Here is a 20,750-nt window from a genome sequence, read left to right as displayed (position 1 = left end):
GAAGGCGAGGACTTGAGCATGGGATCCACTGCGCACCACGGCGTCGAAGGTGTGGGCCGTCGTGACCTGATCAAGCGGTCCGCGGCGCTCGGCCTGGTCGCGGCCCCGGGAATGGGCCTGTTGTCCGCCTGTGCCAGCGGGGGCGGTGACGGACAGGACAAGGCGAAGGCGGGCAAGAAGACCTCGAAGAACCCCCTCGGCGTCAACGACACCGCTGGCATGGAGTTCGTCCTCTTCGACGGCGGCTTCGGCAAGGAATACGCCCAGGACGCCGTAAAGGTCTACGGGAAGGACTTCCCCGAGGCCAAGGTGAAGTTCGCCACCACCCAGAAGATCCAGTCCACCTTGCAGCCCCGCTTCAACCAGGGCAACCCGCCGGACCTCATCGACAACTCCGGGGCCGAGCAGATGGACATGGGGGTGCTCGTCGGCAAGAACCAGCTGGCCGACCTCACCCCGCTGCTGGACGCGCCGTCGTACGACGACCCGGACAAGAAGGTCCGCGACACGCTGCGCCCCGGCATCGTGGAGATGGGCCAGTTCGACGGCAAGCCGGTCTGGGTCCTGTACTACGCCTACACGGTCTACGGCGTCTGGTACTCGCAGAAGGCCCTCGACTCGCTGGACGCGCAGTACCCGCAGACCTGGGACGAGATGCTGGCGGTCTGCGCGAAGGCCAAGCAGAAGGGCATGGCGGGCTGGACGTACGCGGGCAAGTACCCGTACTACATCCCCTTCTCGCTCTACCCGATGATCGCCAAGGTGGGCGGTCGCGAGGTCCTCGACGCCATCGACAACCTGGAGCCGAACGCCTGGAAGCACCCCGCGGTCAAGGCCTGCTTCGAGGCCTACTACGAGCTGTACAAGAAGGGTTACGTCCTCAAGGGCACCCCGGGCCTGGACCACATCCAGTCCCAGACCGCCTGGGCCAAGGGCGAGGCGCTGTTCATCCCGAACGGCTCCTGGGTGGAGAACGAGTCGGCCAACGTCATCCCGGCCGACTTCGACCTCGCCGTGTCCGCGCCCACCGGCATCGACTCCTCCGACAAGCTGCCGTTCGGGACCATCTGGGCCTCCGGCGGTGAGCCCTTCATCGTGCCGGCCAAGGCGAAGAACACCGAGGGCGGCATGGAGCAACTGCGCATCCTGCTCTCCGAGGCGTCCTCGAAGAACTTCACCACCAAGGTGAAGTCACTGACCGCGTACAACGGAGGCACCAGCGGCATCAGCCTCACCCCGGGTCTGAAGTCGGGCGTGGCGGCGCTGGACAAGGCAGGGTCCAACGTGGTGAATCCGCGTCTTCAGGACTGGTACGTGCAGTTGCAGAAGGAGAAGATCGGCGTGTCCGGTCTCGGCGAGATGATGGCCGGACGGCTCACCCCGGCCGAGGCCATCAAGAAGATCCAGGGCTTTGCCGACGAGGCGGCGAAGGACACCTCGATCAAGCACTACAAGCACCAGTAATCCAGCACCCTGACAGCACCGGAGTGGCGATGCAACACGGCAAGTACCGGTTCATCGTGGGGTTTCTGGCACTGCCCCTCGGACTGTACGCGCTCTTCGTGGTGTGGCCGTTCATCCAGTCCATCTACTACTCGTTCACGGACTGGACGGGCCTCAGCCCCGAATTCGAAATGGTCGGCTTCGACAACTACAAGAGGATGCTCGACGACGACATCTTCTGGAAGTCGCTGGAGCACAGTCTGCTGTTCGCCCTGGTGCTGCCGGTGGTGACGATCAGTCTCGCGCTGTTCCTCGCCTTCATGATCAATGTGGGCGGACGGCGCAGAAGGGGCGGCCCCGTGATCTCCGGGGTCCGGGGCTCGTCCTTCTACAAGATCGTCTATTTCTTCCCGCAGGTGCTGTCGATCGCGATCGTCGCGCTGCTGTTCGCCTTCGCCTACAACCCGGACAGCGGCGCGATCAACTCGCTCCTGCGCGGCATCGGCCTCGACGGCGTGCAGCCGCTGTGGCTGGGCGACCCGAGCCTCGCCCTGTGGTGCGTGATGGCGGTGCTCGTGTGGTCCACGGTCGGCTTCTTCGTGGTGCTGTTCTCCGCGGGCATGGCCTCGATCCCGGCCGAGCTGTACGAGGCGGCGCTGCTGGACGGCGCCGGCCGCTTCACCACCTTCTTCCGCGTCACCCTGCCGCTGCTGTGGGACACCGTCCAGTCCGGCTGGGTGTACATGGGCATCCTCGCGCTCGGCGCCGAGTCGTTCGCAGTCGTACAGATCATGACGACCGGACCGGGTGGTCCCGACTACTCGACCACGGTGATGGTCCTGTACGTGTACCAGAAGGCGTTCCGGGACGGTCAGGCCGCCTACGCCACCACCATCGGCGTCGCCCTGCTCGTCGTCACGCTCGCGTTCGCCGCGATCGTGATGAGGCTGGGCCGTCGCGAGCGGCTGGAGTACTGAAGCGATGAAGACGACCGAGACCCCCGCGCCGCTGCCGGCCGAGTCCGGCGCCGGCGTCTCCAAGGTGGACGTGCCGCCCACCGGGCGGCCCGCCGTGCGCAGGAGGGAGGGCAACGTCCTCAACGTCTTCTCCCACGGCATCCTGGTCATCTGGGCGATCATGGTGGTCCTGCCGCTGGTGTGGGCGGTGATGACGTCCTTCAAGGACGACAGCTCCATCTTCGGTTCACCCTGGTCCCTGCCCGACAGCCTGCACTTCGACAACTGGGCGCGGGCGTGGACCGACGCCAACATGAGCGACTACTTCCTGAACACCGTGCTGGTGGTCGGCGGCTCGCTGATCGGCACCCTGGTGCTCGGCTCCATGGCGGCGTACGTGCTGGCCCGCTTCGACTTCCCCGGCAACCGCTTCGTCTACTACCTGTTCGTCGGTGGCATGAGCTTCCCGATCATGCTCGCGCTGGTCCCGCTGTTCTACGTCGTCAACAACATGGGGCTGCTGAACACGATCCACGGCCTGATCCTGGTCTACATCGCCTACTCGCTGCCGTTCACGGTCTTCTTCCTCACGGCGTTCTTCCGCACCCTGCCGACCTCGGTGGCGGAGGCGGCCTTCGTCGACGGCGCCTCGCACGCGCGGACGTTCTTCCAGATCATGCTGCCCATGGCGAAGCCGGGTCTGATCAGCGTCGGCATCTTCAACTTCCTGGGCCAGTGGAACCAGTACATGCTGCCCACGGTGCTCAACACCGACCCCGACAAGAAGGTCCTCACCCAGGGACTGGTCCAGCTGGCGGCCAGCCAGGGCTACAAGGGTGACTGGTCGGGACTGTTCGCGGGCCTGGTCATGGCGATGCTGCCGGTGCTCGCGGCGTACATCGTCTTCCAGCGCCAGGTGGTCCAGGGGCTGACCGCGGGGGCGCTCAAATAGGGGCTGCGACCCGGCGGGGCAGTCCCGCGGCCGTCCCGAGACGCACACCGTCCCGTCGCCCGGGAGGGTGTGCGTCGTGGTGTCCATGTACCCGGAAACGGTTCAACCTCTTGACGGGAGTCACCCCGAACGGCTCAGCTTAGAGTTCACTAGTTGGACATACACGGGGCCTCGCCGAAGCGGCCCCGCGCTCAGGAGGTCGTCGTGGAGACTCCAGGGTCGCAGTCGTCACTGCACCGAGCCAACCTGGAGCGGGTGGTCCGGGCCGTACGGCTGGCCGGGTCCCTCACGCAGGCGGAGATCGCGCGGACCACCGGGCTGTCCGCCGCGACCGTCTCCAACATCGTGCGGGAGCTGAAGGACGGCGGAACCGTCGAGGTCACGCCCACCTCGGCCGGCGGGCGGCGGGCCCGCAGCGTCAGCCTGAGCGGGGACGCCGGCATCGTGATCGGGGTCGACTTCGGGCACACCCACCTACGGGTCGCGGTCGGGAACCTCGCCCATCAGGTGCTGGCCGAGGAGGCCGAGCCGCTGGACGTCGACGCCTCCGCCGACCAGGGCTTCGACCGGGCGGAACAGCTGGTCAACCGGCTGATCGCGGCGACGGGCGTGGACCGGGCCAAGGTGGCCGGCGTGGGGCTCGGCGTGCCGGGTCCGATCGACGTCGAGTCGGGCACGCTCGGCTCGACCGCGATCCTGCCGGGGTGGGGCGGCACCAAGCCCGCCGAGGAACTGCGCGAACGGCTCGGCGTGCCGGTGCACGTGGACAACGACGCCAACCTCGGCGCCCTGGGCGAGCTGGTCTGGGGCAGCGGCAAGGGCGTCCGGGACCTGGCGTACATCAAGGTCGCGAGCGGTGTCGGCGCCGGTCTGGTGATCGACGGGAAGATCTATCGCGGCCCGGGCGGCACAGCGGGCGAGATCGGGCACATTACACTCGATGAATCCGGCCCGGTCTGCCGCTGCGGAAACCGCGGCTGCCTGGAGACGTTCGCGTCGGCGCGCTATGTGCTCCCGCTGCTCCAGCCCAGCCACGGCTCCAGCCTGACGATGGAAGGCGTCGTACGGCTGGCCAGGGACGGTGACCCGGGCTGTCGTCGGGTGATCGCCGACATCGGCCGCCACATCGGAAGCGGAGTGGCCAATCTCTGCAATCTGCTGAACCCGAGCCGGGTGGTCCTCGGTGGTGATCTCGCCGAGGCCGGTGAGCTGGTGCTCGGACCGATCAGGGAGTCCGTCGGCCGCTACGCCATTCCCAGCGCGGCGCGCCAACTGTCTGTTCTCCCGGGGGCACTTGGTGGCCGCGCGGAGGTGCTCGGAGCGCTCGCCCTCGCGCTCAGCGAGATGGGCGATTCGACCCTTTTGGAGGGTGCGCTGTCCGTGGCGGCCCCTGTCTTCACTTAGAGAACGGATGGCACCGTTGCCATCTCGTTAAGGATTTACTTCTTGACGTCGCACGTGTGGCCGAGTTGACTTCCAGCCACCTCGGCCGCAACGACGCGGCCTCGTCAGGGAGGTTTGAAGAGTGAACAAGCGCATGCGTCGTGCTGCCTTTGCTTTCTGTGCCACCGCAATGACCGTCTCGCTCGCCGCCTGCGGCAGCGCGAAGGAGTCCGGCGGCAACGGTGACAGCGGGAAGACGACCACCCACAAGGGTGACGACATCACCGTCGGTCTGCTCCTGCCGGAGAACCAGACCGCCCGCTACGAGCAGTTCGACAAGCCCATCATCGAGAAGCAGATCAAGGATCTGACGAACGGCAAGGGCAAGGTCGACTACCTCAACGCCAAGCAGGACGCGACCCTCCAGTCGCAGCAGATCGACACGATGATCACCAAGAAGGTCGACGTGCTGATCCTGGACGCGGTCGACTACAAGGCGGTGGCGCAGGGCGTCAAGAAGGCCAAGGACGCGGGCATCCCGGTCGTCGCCTACGACCGTCTCGCCGAGGGCCCCATCTCCGCCTACACCTCGTTCGACAACGTCGAGGTCGGCAAGACGCAGGGTGAGGCCCTGCTGAAGGCCCTGGGCGGCAAGGCCAAGTCCGGCAAGATCGTCATGATGAACGGCTCCGTGACCGACCCGAATGCCGCGCAGTTCAAGAAGGGCGCGCACGAGGTCCTCGACGGCAAGGTGAACATCGGCAAGGAGTACGACACCAAGGAGTGGAAGCCGGAGAACGCCAACGCCAACATGGAGGGCGCCATCTCCGCCCTCGGCAAGGACAAGATCGTCGGCGTGTACTCCGCCAACGACGGCATGGCGGGCGGCATCATCACCGCTCTCAAGGGCGCGGGCCTCAAGACGCTTCCCCCGGTCACCGGCCAGGACGCCGAGCTCGCGGGCGTGCAGCGCATCGTGGCGAACGAGCAGTACATGAGCGTCTTCAAGTCCTACCCGCAGGAGGCCGAGACCGTCGCCAAGATGGCCGTCTCGATCGTCAAGACCGGCAAGGTCGACGGCTCGCTCGATGCCACCACCGTCGACAGCGGCACCGAGAAGGGCATTCCGTCCGTCATCGTCCCGGTAGTCTCGCTGACGAAGGACAACGTCAAGGACACGGTCATCAAGCAGGGTTACTACACGGTCGAGCAGATCTGCACGGCCAAGTACAAGGCCGCCTGCGACAAGATCGGCCTCAAGTAACACCCCCCGGGGCCGCCTCGGCGGCGGCTCCGCCGGCCTGCACGGCAGGCGCGCGCCCACTGTCCGCGCGCCCCGTGCCGGCACGTCCGGCGCCCCGCCGCCGACAGCCCCGCAGCACAACGGCGGGGCGCCGGACGGAACGCCCCTCACTCTTCATGTTCAACCTCCCGCCGGGGTCAGGCTCGGGCGGCGAAGGAGATGGTTCACGTGTCCGCTACGCCCGTGCTGGCGTTGCGCGGGGTCTCCAAGCGATTCGGTGCCGTTCAGGCGCTCACCGACGTAGAGCTTGAGGTCCACGCCGGAGAGGTGGTTGCCCTCGTCGGCGACAACGGCGCCGGCAAGTCCACCCTTGTCAAGACGATCGCGGGTGTGCACCCCATCGATGACGGTGTCATCGAGTGGGAGGGCAGCCCCGTCACGGTCAACCGGCCGCACGACGCCCAGAACCTGGGCATCGCGACGGTCTACCAGGACCTCGCCCTGTGCGACAACATCGACGTCGTGGGCAACCTGTTCCTCGGCCGTGAGATCAAGCGCCGCGGTGTCCTGGACGAGGTCGAGATGGAGCGCCGCTCGCGCGAGCTGCTCCAGACGCTCTCCATCCGCATCCCCAGCGTGCGCATCCCGATCGCGTCGCTCTCCGGCGGTCAGCGCCAGGTCGTGGCCATCGCCCGCTCCATGCTCGGCGAGCCCAAGCTGGTCATCCTCGACGAGCCGACGGCCGCCCTCGGCGTCGAGCAGACCGCCCAGGTCCTCGACCTCGTCGAGCGGCTGCGCGAGCGCGGCCTCGCGGTCATCCTCATCAGCCACAACATGGCCGACGTGAAGGCCGTCGCCGACAAGGTCGCCGTCCTGCGGCTCGGTCGCAACAACGGCGTGTTCGAGGTCAAGACCACCTCGCAGGAAGAGATCATCTCCGCCATCACCGGCGCCACGGACAACGCCGTGACCCGTCGTGCGGCGCGCACCACCGCGGAGGCTCAGAAGTGAGCATCGACAAGACCCAGGCCGAGCCCGTCGACGCGCCCGCCGTCGCGGCCGACGCCGCCCCCGCCGTCGACCCCCGCCTGCTCGTGCGCGAGCAGGGCTTCGCGGGCTACGTCACCGAGTTCAAGCGCAAGATGCGCGCCGGCGACCTCGGCGCCCTGCCGGTCGTGGTCGGCCTCATCGCCATCTGCGCGATCTTCCAGAGCCTGAACTCCGCCTTCCTCGGCGCGGAGAACCTCAACAACATCTTCGTCGCCATGGTGGCCACCGGCATGATGTCGGTCGGCATCATCTTCGTGCTGCTGCTCGGCGAGATCGACCTCTCCGTCGGCTCCGTCTCCGGTGTCTCCTCGGCGATCACCGCCGTGATGAGCGTCACGCACGGCGTCAACGAGTGGCTCGCCGTCCTCGCCGCCCTCGCGGCCGGCGCGGTCATCGGTGCCCTGCACGGCTTCTTCTTCGCCCGGATCGGCGCGCCCGCGTTCGCGGTGACCCTGGCCGGCCTGCTGTTCTGGAACGGCTTCATGCTCCAGATCCTGGGCTCGAACGGCACGATCAACATCGACGGCGACGGCGTGGTCGGCAAGCTCACCACGTACTACTTCTCGGACGTGGCCGCCGCCTACCTCCTGGCCTTCGTCGCGGTCGCCGGATACTTCCTGTCGGCCTTCCTCGGCAACCGCCGCCGCGCGCTCGCGGGCATCCCGTCCCGCCCGCTCAGCGACATCGTGCTGCGCACCGTGCTGCTCGCGGTCGCCGCGTTCGGCGTCGCGGTCATGTTCAACCAGTACAAGGGTCTGCCGCTCGCGGTGCTGCTCTTCGCGATCGTCCTGGTCGGCAGCGACTTCGTGCTGCGCCGCACCGCGTACGGCCGCAAGGTCTTCGCGCTCGGCGGCAGCGTGGAGGCGTCCCGCCGCGCCGGTATCAACGTCACCCTGGTGCGCGTCTCGGTCTTCGCCATCGCGGGCTTCTTCGCCTCGGTCGGCGGTCTGTTCTGGGCCTCCAAGATCGCTGCCGCCAACCAGAGCGCCGGCTCCGGCGACCTGCTGATGAACGTCATCGCCGCGGCCGTCATCGGCGGCACCAGCCTCTTCGGCGGCCGGGGCCGCACCTGGAACGCGCTGCTCGGTGTCCTCGTGATCACGTCGATCCAGTACGGCCTCGCCCTCCAGGGCATCGCCACCCCGATCCAGTACATGATCACCGGTGGCGTGCTCCTCGCCACGGTCGTCATCGACTCGATCACCCGCAAGACCCAGAAGTCGGCCGGCCGCGCCTGAGCGCACCCGACGCACCACCCTTGCCCGGCACCGTCCCACGGTGCCGGGCAAGGGCGTGTCCGGGCCGGCCACACGGGTACAGCCGTTCGCGTGAGTCATGACCCCCCGCCCGGCCATCGGGCGTGCGGACGGAACATTAGACTCGTCCAAGCCCGGCAACAGCTCGATCAGCTCTACTGCAAGGAGGCACGGGTGCCGCTGCTGACCCGAATCAGGGGACCGCGCGATCTGGACCGGCTCAGCCTGGAGGAGCTGGACCAGCTGGCGGAGGAGATCCGGACCTTCCTCGTCCAGGAGGTCTCCAAGACCGGCGGGCACCTGGGCCCCAACCTCGGTGTGGTGGAGCTGACCATCGCCCTGCACCGGGTCTTCGAGTCCCCGAAGGACAAGGTGCTGTGGGACACCGGCCACCAGTCCTACGTGCACAAGCTGCTCACCGGCCGGCAGGACTTCTCCCGGCTGAAGATGAAGGGCGGCCTGTCGGGCTACCCCTCGCAGGCCGAGTCCGAGCACGACGTCATCGAGAACAGCCACGCCTCCACCGTGCTCGGCTGGGCCGACGGCATCGCCAAGGCCAACCAGCTGCGCCGACGGGACAGCCATGTCGTCGCCGTCATCGGTGACGGGGCCCTGACAGGCGGTATGGCCTGGGAGGCGCTCAACAACATCGCCGAGGCCAGGGACCGGCCGCTGGTCATCGTCGTCAACGACAACGAGCGGTCGTACGCCCCCACCATCGGCGGGCTCGCCAACCACCTGGCCACCCTGCGCACCACCGACGGCTACGAGCGCTTCCTGGCGCGGACGAAGGACATCCTCGACCGCACCCCGGTCGTCGGCAAACCGCTGTACGAGACCCTGCACGGCGCCAAGAAGGGGCTGAAGGACTTCATCGCCCCGCAGGGCATGTTCGAGGACCTCGGCCTGAAGTACGTCGGCCCGATCGACGGCCACGACATCGAGGCGCTGGAGTCGGCGCTGGCCCGGGCCAAGCGCTTCGGCGGGCCGGTGATCGTGCACTGCCTGACCGAGAAGGGCCGCGGCTACCAGCCCGCCCTCCAGGACGAGGCCGACCGGTTCCACGCCGTCGGCAAGATCCACCCCGACACCGGGCTGCCGATCGCCTCCTCCGGCGCCGACTGGACCTCGGTCTTCGGCGAGGAGATGGTCAGGCTCGGCGAGGAGCGCGAGGACGTCGTCGCCATCACGGCGGCCATGCTCCAGCCCGTGGGCCTCGACAAGTTCGCCAAGCGGTTCCCCGAGCGGGTGTACGACGTCGGGATCGCCGAGCAGCACGGCGCCGTCTCCGCCGCCGGCCTCGCCTACGCCGGGCTCCACCCGGTCTTCGCCGTGTACGCCACCTTCCTCAACCGCGCCTTCGACCAGGTCCTCATGGACGTGGCCCTGCACAAGTGCGGTGTCACCTTCGTGCTCGACCGGGCCGGCGTCACCGGCACCGACGGCGCCTCGCACAACGGCATGTGGGACATGTCGATCCTCCAGGTGGTGCCGGGGCTGCGGCTCGCCGCGCCGCGCGACGCCGACCAGGTGCGGGCCCAGTTGCGCGAGGCCGTCGCCGTCGACGACGCGCCGACCGTGGTGCGCTTCTCCAAGGGCGCCGTCGGCCCCGCCGTACCCGCCGTGGGCCGGATCGGCGGCATGGACGTGCTCCGGGAGCCGGGCACCGACCGGCCGGACGTGCTGCTGGTCTCCGTCGGCGCGCTCGCCCCGATGTGCCTGGAGATCGCGGAACTGCTGAACAAGCAGGGCATCTCCACCACCGTGGTCGACCCCCGCTGGGTCAAGCCCGTCGACGAGGCCATGGCCCCGCTTGCCGAACGGCACCGGGTCGTCGTCACCGTCGAGGACAACAGCCGAGTCGGCGGTGTCGGCTCCGCCGTCGCCCAGGCCCTCAGGGACGCGGGCGTGGACGTGCCGCTGCGCGACTTCGGCATCCCGCCGCGCTTCCTCGACCACGCCTCCCGCGCCGAGGTCATGGCCGAGATCGGGCTGACCGCGCCCGACATCGCCCGACAGGTCACCGGGCTCGTCTCCAAGCTGGACGGGCGGTTCGACCGTACGGCGGGTGCCGTGGACTCCGTGGAGCCCGCGCGCGACTAGAAACCGCCTCCACGGGCCGGTTCCGCCGCTTCTCCCGGTGGCGGAAGCGGCCCGTTTGCGTGAACCTGCCTGTGCCGGGGAATACGCTCCCAGGCCCTCTCGATCATGTTGAGCCATATCGAGGTCTCACAAGCGTGGGAGGTAGGTACGTGAGCAACGCGCTGTTCCGGACGAAAAACGTCGAGCAGTCCATCCTGGACACCGAGGAACCCGAACACTCGCTCAAGAAGTCGCTGACCGCCCTCGATCTGACCGTGTTCGGCGTCGGTGTCATCATCGGCACCGGCATCTTCGTCCTCACCGGCACGGCGGCGAAGAACACCGCCGGCCCCGCCGTGTCGCTGTCCTTCGTCGTGGCCGGTGTCGTCTGCGCGCTCGCCGCCCTCTGCTACGCCGAGTTCGCCTCCACCGTCCCCGTGGCGGGCTCCGCCTACACCTTCTCCTACGCCTCGCTCGGCGAACTCCCCGCCTGGATCATCGGCTGGGACCTCGTCCTGGAACTGGCGCTCGGCACGGCCGTGGTCGCGGTCGGATGGTCCGGCTACATAGCCTCGCTGCTCGACAACGCGGGCTGGCACCTGCCCGAGGCCCTCTCCGGCCGGGACGGCGCCACCGGCTTCGGCTTCGACATCCTCGCCGCGGCCCTCGTCCTGGTGCTCACCGCCATCCTCGTCATCGGCATGAAGCTGTCCGCACGGGTCACCTCCGTGGTCGTCGCGGTCAAGGTGGCCGTCGTCCTCGTCGTGATCATCGCGGGTGCCTTCTTCGTGAAGAGCGGGAACTACGACCCCTTCATCCCGAAGGCGCAGTCCGCCGAGGCGGGCGGGAACCTCAAGGCCCCCCTGATCCAGCTGATGATCGGCTGGGCGCCCTCGCACTTCGGCGTCATGGGCATCTTCACCGCGGCCTCCGTGGTCTTCTTCGCGTTCATCGGCTTCGACGTCGTCGCCACCGCCGCCGAGGAGACCCGCAACCCGCAGCGCGACGTCCCGCGCGGCATCCTCGGCTCCCTGATCATCTGCACCGCCCTGTACGTCGCCGTGTCGATCGTCGTCACCGGCATGCAGAAGTACAGCGCGCTGTCCGTGAAGGCGCCCCTCGCCGACGCGTTCAAGGCCACCGGGCACCCCTGGTACGCGGGCCTGATCAGCTTCGGCGCCGCCGTCGGCCTGACCACGGTGTGCATGATCCTGCTGCTCGGCCAGTCCCGGGTCTTCTTCGCCATGAGCCGCGACGGGCTGTTGCCCCGCTTCTTCTCGCACACCCACCCGCGGTTCCGCACCCCGTACCGGTCCACCATCCTGCTCGGCGGCGTCATCGCGATCGTCGCGGGCTTCACCAGCCTCAGCGAACTCGCCGAACTGGTGAACATCGGCACGCTGTTCGCGTTCATCGTCGTCGCCCTCAGCGTCATCATCCTGCGCAAGTCCCGCCCGGACCTGCACCGCGCCTTCCGCACCCCGTGGGTCCCGGTCGTCCCGATCCTGTCCGTGTGCGCCTCGCTGTGGCTGATGCTCAACCTGCCCGCCGAGACCTGGATCCGGTTCGCCGTCTGGATGGTCATCGGCTTCTTCGTCTACTTCCTCTACGGCCGCTCGCACAGCCGCCTCGCCCGGCGCGAGGGGACCACGGCCGGCGAGGCCGCGCGCCCGCCGAAGGCGACCGGGTAACCCGCACACTCGCGCCCCGGTCCCGTATGTCCCGCTTCGGCTGGGACGGCGGGGCCGGATAGCGTGCGGACCATGCTCGCCGCCCCGCTCGCCCCCGCACGGACCACGGTCACCCGGACGGCGTACTGGGCGCGGCTGCTGCCCCTCCTGGCGACCCTGGCCTGCGTCACCCGGATCCCCTCCTTCCGCCGACCGCTGTGGAACCCGGACGAGGGCTTCCTCGCCGTACAGGCGCGGCTGCTCGCCCAGGGCGGGGAGCTGTACGACACGGTCGTCGACCGCAAGCCGCCGCTGCTGCCCTGGCTCTACCAGGCCGCGTTCGCGCTCTGCGGCTCCGGCTCCCTGACCCCGCTGCGGGTGCTCGCCGTCCTCGCCCAGCTGCTCACCGCCGTCCTGCTGGCCTCCCTGGCCCGCCGCCGCTGGGGCGAGCGCGCCGGCCGCACCGCCGGGGTGCTGTACCTGCTGGTCTCCGTCGGGCTCAACCCCGAGGACGCGCAGGCCGCCACCTTCGAGGTCTTCATGCTGCCCTGGACGGTCGCCGCCCTGTGGTGTGCCGACCGGGGGCGCTGGGGCGCCGCCGGGGTCGCCGTCGCCGCCGCGTTCCTCACCAAGCAGACCGGCGGTGCGGTGCTGCTGCCGGTGGCCTGGCTGCTGCACCAGCGGGGCGGCACCCGCGCGGGCCTGCCACGGCTCGCGGCCGGCTGCGCCCTGCCCGTGCTCGGCGCGGCCCTGGCGACGGACCCGGCCGGCTTCCTGTTCTGGACGGTGACCGGCTCCACCGCCTACGCCTCCGTCACCGGCTCCGAACTCCACGTCCTGGTCCGCGCGCTGACCAACACCGCGATCCTGGCGGTGGCGTCGGCGGGGCTGCTCCCGCCGGTCGTACGGGCCCTGCGGGGTGCCCGCGCCAAAGCGGCCGACGTGTGGCTCTGGCTGTGGCTGGCCTCCTCGGCGGTCGCCGTGGCCCTCGGCTGCCACTTCTTCGGCCACTACTACCTGCAACTCACCCCGCCGCTCGCCCTGCTGGCCACCGCCGCGCTGCACGTCCTGCCCCGGGACGGGCACCCGGCCGCCGTACTCACCTCGGCCTGCTGCTGCGCCCTCTTCGTCGGCTGGGGCCTGTTCGCCCCGCGCCCCGACCTCGCGCACGCCGAACGGCTGGCGGCGGCCCTCGCGCACCGCACGGCACCCGCCGACCGGGTCCTCGTCTGGGGGATACACCCGGAGACGTACTGGCTGGCCGGCCGCACCCCCGCCACCCGCTACCTCACCGCGGGCCTGCTCACCAACTACAGCGGCGGCCGGGACGGCCCCCAGGTCGGCGAGAAGTACGCCGTCGCCGGTGCCTGGCCGGTCTTCCGGCGCGAGATGACCGCGCACGCCCCCGCCCTGGTCGTCGACGACTCCCGCGGCAAGCCGTACGCCCCCGCCCGACTGCCCACCCTGCACCGCCTGCTGACGGCGGGTTACACCGAGGTGGCCCGGGTGGACGGCGCGGTCCTGTACGCCCGGGTGCCGGAGGGCTGACGGCGAGGCCGCTGTGCCGACGGGACGGCGGTGGCCCTGCGGGCGCCGGGGGCGGGTGCCGGCGGACGGCTCCCTGGTCCCGTGAACGGGTGGTGCCGCTCAGTCCAGGACCGCGCGGGGGCCCGTCACCTCCGCGCCCAGGGCCGTCACGCGGCGGCGCAGTTCGCGGTCGGCGGTCACCACCAGACGGGACCGGCCGGCGTGCTCGGCGGTCAGCTCCACGATCCGGTCGTCCCCGCTGCCCGGCGCCGACTCCACCCGCACGCCCGGTACGGACGCCACGCCCCGGGCCGCGCCCTCGACCACGAGCACGATCTCCACGGGCCCCGGGTGCCCGGGCAGGCCCTCGTTCGCCAGCCGGTCCCGCAGCCGCTCGGCCGCCCCCTTGCGGTCCCGCCACCAGCCGTCGGGCCGCGACCCGACGACGTTCGCGCCGTCCACCACGACGAGCAGGGGGGAGGGGGCGGGGGAACCGGGGCCGAGGGGGTCGGTCATGCACCCCAGGGTCCCATGACCGTGGCCGGGGGCCGGGCCCCGGGGCCGGTACCGAGCGGCTTAAAGTGAACCGGTGAACGGCGACTGGCTCCTCCGCGGCCGAGACGGCCGGCTCAGTGTCTACCAGCTGTCGGGCGACGCCGTCCTGTGCCGGGCGGAGCGCGGCCCCCGCGGCCCCTGGTCCGCCCCGCGCAAGGTCGGCGGCGAACAGGAACTGCACACCGTCCTGGCGGTCGGCCAGGGCGCCGACGGTTACGCCCACCTGGTCTCCTGGCGGCCCACCGTCCAGGGCGAGTCCGGGCTGGTGCACTCCACGCACTTCCGCCCGCACCTGGCGGCCCTGGACTGGCACCCGGTCGGCCACCCGGACAAGAAGGGCGACCGCACCGGCACGCCCGCCGTCGCGGTGGACGCCCAGGGCCGCGCCCATGTCTTCGTCCGCAACAAGGGCGGCGGGGTCGGCATGCTCGCCCAGAAGGAGAAGGGCGGCTGGGACCCCTGGCGGGACCTCAAGGGCAAGGAGGTCCAGGACGGACTCGCGGCGGTCACCGGGGAGTCCGGCCGGGTCGAGCTGTACGCGGCCGTCCCGCAGGGCCTGCTGTACTGGCGTCAGGAGGAGCCGGGCACCCAGCCCGTGCTCCAGGAGGCGCTGAAGGCACCGGTCCGCCCGGGCACCCTGCGCGCCCTGGCCACCTCCCCGGAGCGTACGACCGTCTTCTACACCGGCACCTCCGGCGACCTGTGCGCCTGGCGTCCGGGCGGCGAGCCGGTCACCCTGCTGCCCGCGGCCGGCCCCGGCCCGGTGTCGGCGGTCCGCTGCGACCTGGACGGCCTCGACTGCACCCTGCTGGTCCAGCGGACCGAGAGCCGCCGCGTCGCCTTCGCCGCGTATCCGACCGAGATGGAGTCGGCGGGCGCCTGGTGGACCGAGTCGGGCCCCGAACTCCCGCTGGACGCGCTGGTGTCCCTCACGACGGACGAGGAGGACCGGGTGGTGGCGGCAACGTTGTCCCCGTCGACCGGACGGCTCCTGCTGACCCGGCGCAAGGACGAGCCGGGGCTGGCGCTGGAGGCGTGGCGGGAGGTCTGAGCGCGCCATGATGGGATGGCCGTCGTGGACACCGAGACACTCATCGACGCCTGGCGGCGTCTCCTCGCCGGATCCGGAAAACCGTGGGTGCTGTTCGAGCACGGCACGTGCGTGGTGCTGGAGGAGCCCGGGGGAGGGCTCGCCGACCGGGCCACCGAGATCCTGCGGGCGTACGGCCCCGTGAGCGTGGGCGGTCCGGCGGGCGACTTCCGTGTGCTCGAACTGAAGAACGGCGAGGGCTGGCTGGTGACGGGCCACCATCCGGACGTCGTCACCTTCGTCGCCCTTGAGGAGTCCGAGGACCCCTCGCACCTGGCCGTGGGCATGCTCGGGCGTTCCCGCCGCGACCGGGACGGCAGGGACCTCCACGTCGTCCACGTCGAGGACGGCCGGCCCCAGACCTGAGCCCCGGCCGACACCCGGAAACGGCGGGTGCCCGCACCCCGGCAGGAGTGCGGGCACCCGGCGGTCACCGGCGGAGCGTCACGCAGGGACGCTCGCCACGCCCGGAGCGAGGAACCGCTTGCCGTTGACGCGCTCGCTGACGCCCTCACGGTCCAGGTACGGCGTGATGCCGCCCAGGTGGAAGGGCCAGCCGGCGCCCGTGATCAGGCACAGGTCGATGTCCTGGGCCTCGGCGACGACGCCCTCGTCGAGCATGAGCCCGATCTCCTGCGCCACCGCGTCCAGCACCCGCGCCCGCACCTGCTCCTCGGTCAGCACGACATCGCCCTGCTTGAGCAGCGCGGCGACCTCCGGGTCCAGCTCCGGCTTGCCGCTGTCGTAGACGTAGAAGCCGCGCTTGCCCGCCTCCACGACCGCCTTGAGGTTCGGGGAGACAGTGAAGCGGTCCGGGAACGCGCCGTGCAGCGTCTCGGAGACGTGCAGACCGATGGCGGGGCCGACCAGCTCCAGCAGCACCAGCGGGGACATCGGCAGACCGAGCGGCTCGACGGCCTTCTCGGCGACCTCGACCGGGGTGCCCTCGTCGATGACGTTCTGGATCTCGCCCATGAAACGGGTCAGGATGCGGTTCACGACGAACGCCGGGGCGTCCTTGACCAGCACCGCGGTCTTCTTCAGCTTCTTGGCGACGGCGAACGCGGTCGCCAGGGACGCGTCGTCGGTCTTCTCGCCGCGGACGATCTCCAGCAGCGGGAGGACGGCCACCGGGTTGAAGAAGTGGAAGCCCACGACCCGCTCGGGGTGCTTGAGCTTCGACGCCATCTCCGTCACCGACAGGGACGAGGTGTTGGTGGCGAGGATCGCGTGCGCCGGGGCGACCGCCTCGACCTCCGCGAACACCTGCTGCTTGACACCGATCTCCTCGAACACGGCCTCGATGACGAAGTCCGCGTCGGAGAAGCCCTCCGCCTTGTCCAGGACACCGGTCACCAGCGCCTTGAGGCGGTTGGCCTTGTCCTGGTTGATCCGGCCCTTGCCGAGCAGCTTGTCGATCTCGGCGTGGACGTAGCCCACACCCTTGTCGACCCGCTCCTGGTCGATGTCGGTCAGCACGACCGGCACCTCCAGGCGGCGCAGGAAGAGGAGCGCGAGCTGCGAGGCCATGAGGCCCGCGCCGACCACGCCCACCTTGGTGACCGGGCGTGCCAGGTTCTTGTCCGGAGCGCCGGCCGGACGCTTGCCGCGCTTCTGCACCAGGTTGAAGGCGTAGATGCCGGCGCGCAGTTCACCGCCCATGATCAGGTCGGCGAGGGCCTGGTCCTCGGCGTCGAAGCCCTGCTGGAGGTCCTCGTTCTTCGCGGCGGCGATGATGTCGAGGGCGCGGTAGGCGGCCGGGGCCGCGCCGTGCACCTTGGAGTCCGCGATGAACCGGCCCTTGGCGACGGCCTGGTCCCAGGTCTCGCCGCGGTCGATCACCGGGCGCTCGACCTTGACGTCGCCCTTGAGCACCTGGGCGGTCCAGATCAGCGACTGCTCCAGGAAGTCGGCGCCCTCGAAGAGCGCGTCCGCGATCCCGAGGTCGAAGACCTGCTGGCCCTTGAGCTGCTTGTTCTGGTTGAGCGAGTTCTCGATGATGACCGAGACGGCCTTCTCGGGGCCGATCAGGTTCGGCAGCAGCGTGCAGCCGCCCCAGCCGGGCACCAGGCCGAGGAAGACCTCGGGCAGCGAGAACGCCGGGATCGCCTTGGAGACGGTGCGGTAGGCGCAGTGCAGCCCGACCTCGACGCCGCCGCCCATGGCGGCACCGTTGTAGTAGGCGAAGGTCGGCACGGCCAGGCCCGAGAGGCGCTTGAAGACCTCGTGGCCGCCCTTGCCGATGGCGAGCGCGTGCTCGTGCTCCTTCAGCAGTTCGACGCCCTTGAGGTCGGCGCCGACCGCGAAGATGAACGGCTTGCCGGTGATGCCGACACCGACGATCTCGCCGTCCGCGGCCTCCTTCTCGACCTGGTCGATGGCGGTGTTCAGGTTCGCCAGCGAGGCCGGGCCGAAGGTGGTCGGCTTGGTGTGGTCCAGGCCGTTGTCCAGCGTGATCAGCGCGAAGCGGCCGGCGCCGGCGGGGAGGTCGAAGTGGCGTACGTGCGCGCTGGTGACGACCTCGTCGGGGAACAGGTCCGAGGCCTGCTTCAGAAGCTCGGCGGTGGTGCTCACTTGTCCCCCTCGAAGTGCGGGTTCTCCCAGATGACCGTCGCGCCCATGCCGAAGCCGACGCACATGGTGGTCAGGCCGTAGCGGACCTGCGGCTGCTCCTCGAACTGGCGGGCCAGCTGCGTCATCAGGCGGACGCCGGAGGAGGCCAGCGGGTGGCCGAAGGCGATGGCGCCGCCGTACTGGTTGACGCGCTCGTCGTCGTCCGCGATGCCGTAGTGGTCGAGGAAGGCCAGCACCTGCACGGCGAAGGCCTCGTTGATCTCGAACAGGCCGATGTCGGAGATGGACAGGCCCGCCTTGGCGAGGGCCTTCTCCGTGGCCGGGATCGGGCCGTAGCCCATGACCTCCGGCTCGACGCCCGCGAAGGCGTACGACACCAGGCGCATCTTGACCGGCAGGCCGTTCTCGCGGGCGAAGTCCTCGCTCGCGATGATCGACGCGGTGGCGCCGTCGTTCAGACCGGCCGCGTTGCCGGCGGTGACCCGGCCGTGCACACGGAACGGCGTCTTGAGGTTCGCCAGGTTCTCCAGGGTGGTCCCCGGGCGCATCGGCTCGTCGGCGGTGACCAGGCCCCAGCCGGTCTCCCCGCCCTCCGGGCTGGTCCGGCGCACCGAGATCGGCACCAGGTCCTGCTGGATCTTGCCGTTGGCGTACGCCTTGGCGGCCTTCTCCTGGGAGCGCACGGCGTACTCGTCGGCGCGCAGCTTGGTGATGTGCGGGAAGCGGTCGTGCAGGTTCTCCGCGGTCATGCCCATGAACAGGGCCGACTCGTCCACCAGCTTCTCGCTCACGAACCGCGGGTTCGGGTCGACGCCCTCGCCCATCGGGTGGCGGCCCATGTGCTCGACGCCACCGGCGATGACGGCGTCGTAGGCGCCGAAGGCGATCGAACCGGCGGTGGTCGTCACGGCGGTCAGCGCGCCGGCGCACATGCGGTCGATGGAGTAACCGGGCACGGACTGCGGCAGACCCGCGAGGATGCCGGCGGTACGGCCCAGGGTCAGGCCCTGGTCACCGATCTGGGTGGTCGCCGCGATGGCGACCTCGTCGATCTTCTTCGGGTCCAGACCGGGGTTGCGGCGCAGCAGCTCCCGGATCGCCTTCACGACAAGGTCGTCGGCGCGGGTCTCGTGGTAGATGCCCTTCGGGCCCGCCTTGCCGAACGGGGTACGGACGCCGTCGACGAAGACGACGTCCCTGACGGTACGAGGCACGATGGCTCTCCTCCTGTGCGGATGGCACTGCTGCGTTGCGCTGAGCGCGCGCTCAGAACCATGCTACTTATGAGTAACGTAGCTGCACAGTCCGGGAGGCGGGAGCGGTGAAGGTCACATCCCCCGGGGCTCACCGAGGCGGCGCCGTGGACCATCACAGGGGAGGGTCCGGGCTCGCGCCCCGTGCCCATGCCGGTACTGACGCCCCGAGCCGGCGATCGCCACGGTGGTGATCGTGAAGGGGGCAGCCGTCTCCAACGACTTCTCCATCCCCTTCCTCGCCATGCCCTCCCAGGATCTTGGCGTGATCTCGACGTACCTGTTCCGCTTCCGCGGCCCCTACGGCGCCCAGGGGGCGGTCCTGCCGACCCTGATCGTCCAGCGGTTCGTCCACAACGGCTTCATGCGTGGAGCGACCCGGTGACGACTCCTCAGCCCCGCACCGACAGCGCGTCGACCAGCACCGGCGTGACCAGCTCGATCTGCCAGGGCCGCGCGCCGTGCCCGGCCAGCGCGGCACCCACGGACTCCTCGTCGACAGACGCCGGCGGCTCCCAGCAGATCCGCCGCACCGTGTCCGGGGAGATCACGTTCTCCTGAGGCATGGTGAGCCGCTCGGCCAGCGCGGTCACCCCCGCCCGGGCGGCGGACAGCCGGGCCGCGGCGGCCGGATCCTTGTCGGCCCAGGCGCGCGGCGGCGGAGGCCCCGTCACCGGCTGCCCCGGCTGTGGCAGCGCACTGTCGGGAAGGGCCTTGGCCCGGTCCACCGCGGCCTGCCACTGCTCAAGCTGCCGTCGCCCCATCCGGTGCCCGAACCCGTTCAGCCCGGCGAGGACGTGCACATTGCCCGGCAGGGCCAGCGCCGCCTCCACGATGGCCGTGTCGCTCAGCACCTTCCCCGGCGACACGTCCCGCCGCTGCGCGATCCGGTCCCGCGTCTGCCAGAGCTCGCGCACGACCGCGAGCTGCCGGCGCCGGCGCACCTTGTGCATCCCGGACGTGCGGCGCCAGGGGTCCTTGCGCGGCTCGGCCGGCGGCGCCGACGCGATGGCGTCGAACTCCTGAAGAGCCCACTCCAGCTTGCCCTGCCGGTCCAGCTCCTTCTCCAGGGCGTCCCGCAGGTCGACGAGCAGTTCGACGTCGAGCGCCGCGTACCGCAGCCAGGGCTCGGGCAGCGGCCGGGTCGACCAGTCGACGGCGGAGTGGCCCTTCTCCAGGACGAAGCCGAGGACGCCCTCCACCATGGCGCCGAGACCGACCCGGGGGAAGCCCGCGAGCCGGCCGGCCAGGGACCATGCCTATCTCGCGCAGGCACGGCAGGTCCTGGGTGGCCGCGTGCAGCACCCACTCCACGCCGGACAGGGCCTCGCCGAGGCCGGACAGGTCGGGGCAGGCGACGGGGTCGATCAGCGCGGTCCCGGCGCCCTCGCGGCGCAGCTGGACCAGGTAGGCGCGCTGCCCGTAGCGGTAGCCGGAGGCGCGCTCGGCGTCCACGGCGACCGGGCCGGTGCCGGCGGCGAAGGCGGCGATCACCCGGTCGAGGGCAGCCGCGTCGGCGATCACGGGCGGAATGCCCTCGCGCGGTTCGAGCAAAGGAGTCGGCGCCCCCATCACAGAAGAACCTGCGTCGTCCGGAGGGGTGCCCCCGGTGGTGCGCAGGGAACTGTCTGCTGCGGTGTCTTGGGCGTCGGTCACCTGTCAAGGGTATCCGTGTGTGGACCGCGTCCGTCGACGGAACGTTCCGTCGACGGACGC

The 20,750-nt window shown here is 70.2% G+C and carries 15 protein-coding genes and 2 pseudogenes; 13 read left to right on the top strand and 4 right to left on the bottom strand.

Translation table 11 applies throughout. The features are described from left to right. Positions 1–18: 18 nt before the first annotated feature. From ngcE to IE273_RS05255, 10 genes are all read left to right on the top strand, one after another. Positions 19–1,464 (top strand): N-acetylglucosamine/diacetylchitobiose ABC transporter substrate-binding protein, encoded by a 1,446-nt coding sequence (gene ngcE / locus IE273_RS05300; protein ID WP_189813963.1) that lies wholly within the window; start codon positions 19–21, stop codon positions 1,462–1,464. A 29-nt stretch (positions 1,465–1,493) separates the two neighbouring features. After that, the gene (locus IE273_RS05295) at positions 1,494–2,420 is read left to right on the top strand and encodes a carbohydrate ABC transporter permease (protein ID WP_189813962.1); all 927 of its coding nucleotides are present in this window, start codon (positions 1,494–1,496) and stop codon (positions 2,418–2,420) included. Between the two features lie 4 nt (positions 2,421–2,424). Next, on the top strand, positions 2,425–3,351 hold the full coding sequence (locus IE273_RS05290; protein ID WP_189813961.1) for a carbohydrate ABC transporter permease: 927 nt from the start codon (positions 2,425–2,427) through the stop codon (positions 3,349–3,351). 204 nt (positions 3,352–3,555) lie between these two features. Continuing rightward, positions 3,556–4,755: an ROK family transcriptional regulator gene (locus tag IE273_RS05285; RefSeq protein WP_189813960.1), complete on the top strand. Its 1,200-nt coding sequence runs from the start codon at positions 3,556–3,558 to the stop codon at positions 4,753–4,755. 169 nt (positions 4,756–4,924) lie between these two features. After that, positions 4,925–5,998, top strand: coding sequence for a sugar ABC transporter substrate-binding protein (locus IE273_RS05280; RefSeq protein ID WP_229887086.1), 1,074 nt, complete (start codon positions 4,925–4,927; stop codon positions 5,996–5,998). A gap of 198 nt (positions 5,999–6,196) precedes the next feature. Beyond that, on the top strand, positions 6,197–6,988 hold the full coding sequence (locus IE273_RS05275; RefSeq protein ID WP_189813958.1) for an ATP-binding cassette domain-containing protein: 792 nt from the start codon (positions 6,197–6,199) through the stop codon (positions 6,986–6,988). Further along, positions 6,985–8,265 (top strand): sugar ABC transporter permease, encoded by a 1,281-nt coding sequence (locus IE273_RS05270; protein WP_189813957.1) that lies wholly within the window; start codon positions 6,985–6,987, stop codon positions 8,263–8,265. Before IE273_RS05275 ends, IE273_RS05270 begins: the two co-directional genes overlap by 4 nt. A 192-nt stretch (positions 8,266–8,457) precedes the next feature. Beyond that, positions 8,458–10,386, top strand: a complete 1,929-nt coding sequence (gene dxs, locus IE273_RS05265) for a 1-deoxy-D-xylulose-5-phosphate synthase (protein WP_189813956.1) — start codon at positions 8,458–8,460, stop codon at positions 10,384–10,386. Positions 10,387–10,535: 149 nt separating this feature from the next. After that, complete coding sequence (locus IE273_RS05260) at positions 10,536–12,056, top strand: amino acid permease (protein ID WP_189813955.1); 1,521 nt, start codon at positions 10,536–10,538, stop codon at positions 12,054–12,056. A gap of 72 nt (positions 12,057–12,128) precedes the next feature. After that, complete coding sequence (locus IE273_RS05255; protein WP_189813954.1) at positions 12,129–13,583, top strand: ArnT family glycosyltransferase; 1,455 nt, start codon at positions 12,129–12,131, stop codon at positions 13,581–13,583. 99 nt (positions 13,584–13,682) lie between these two features. Here the strand turns inward: IE273_RS05255 and IE273_RS05250 are convergent, their stop codons facing one another. After that, a complete protein-coding gene (locus tag IE273_RS05250) occupies positions 13,683–14,078 on the bottom strand; it encodes a PIN domain-containing protein (RefSeq protein WP_189813953.1) in 396 nt (131 codons plus the stop codon). Positions 14,079–14,151: 73 nt separating this feature from the next. On the opposite strand from IE273_RS05250, the gene IE273_RS05245 reads away from it, so the two are divergent. After that, positions 14,152–15,168 (top strand): PLL family lectin, encoded by a 1,017-nt coding sequence (locus tag IE273_RS05245; RefSeq protein ID WP_189813952.1) that lies wholly within the window; start codon positions 14,152–14,154, stop codon positions 15,166–15,168. Positions 15,169–15,183: 15 nt separating this feature from the next. Beyond that, complete coding sequence (locus IE273_RS05240) at positions 15,184–15,573, top strand: hypothetical protein (protein WP_189813951.1); 390 nt, start codon at positions 15,184–15,186, stop codon at positions 15,571–15,573. A 78-nt stretch (positions 15,574–15,651) separates the two neighbouring features. Here IE273_RS05240 and IE273_RS05235 read toward each other — a convergent pair whose 3' ends face one another. Both IE273_RS05235 and IE273_RS05230 read right to left on the bottom strand, forming a co-directional pair. Further along, positions 15,652–17,781: a 3-hydroxyacyl-CoA dehydrogenase NAD-binding domain-containing protein gene (locus IE273_RS05235; protein ID WP_189813950.1), complete on the bottom strand. Its 2,130-nt coding sequence runs from the start codon at positions 17,779–17,781 to the stop codon at positions 15,652–15,654. Then, positions 17,778–18,995 carry a thiolase family protein gene (locus tag IE273_RS05230; RefSeq protein ID WP_189813949.1) on the bottom strand — a complete coding sequence of 406 codons (1,218 nt, stop codon included), beginning with the start codon at positions 18,993–18,995 and terminating at the stop codon, positions 17,778–17,780. The genes IE273_RS05235 and IE273_RS05230 overlap by 4 nt, the downstream gene beginning before the upstream one ends. 208 nt (positions 18,996–19,203) lie before the next feature. On the opposite strand from IE273_RS05230, the pseudogene IE273_RS05225 reads away from it, so the two are divergent. Next, a pseudogene (locus IE273_RS05225) lies at positions 19,204–19,419 on the top strand (carbohydrate ABC transporter permease); the annotation flags it as partial. 7 nt (positions 19,420–19,426) lie between these two features. Here the strand turns inward: IE273_RS05225 and IE273_RS05220 are convergent. After that, positions 19,427–20,690 (bottom strand): annotated as a pseudogene (locus tag IE273_RS05220) (HRDC domain-containing protein). Positions 20,691–20,750 lie beyond the last annotated feature (60 nt).

The sequence above is a fragment of the Streptomyces olivaceoviridis genome, from assembly GCF_014650115.1.
Classification (GTDB): Bacteria; Actinomycetota; Actinomycetes; order Streptomycetales; family Streptomycetaceae; genus Streptomyces; species Streptomyces olivaceoviridis.
This window is presented reverse-complemented; position numbering and strand designations above follow the sequence as displayed.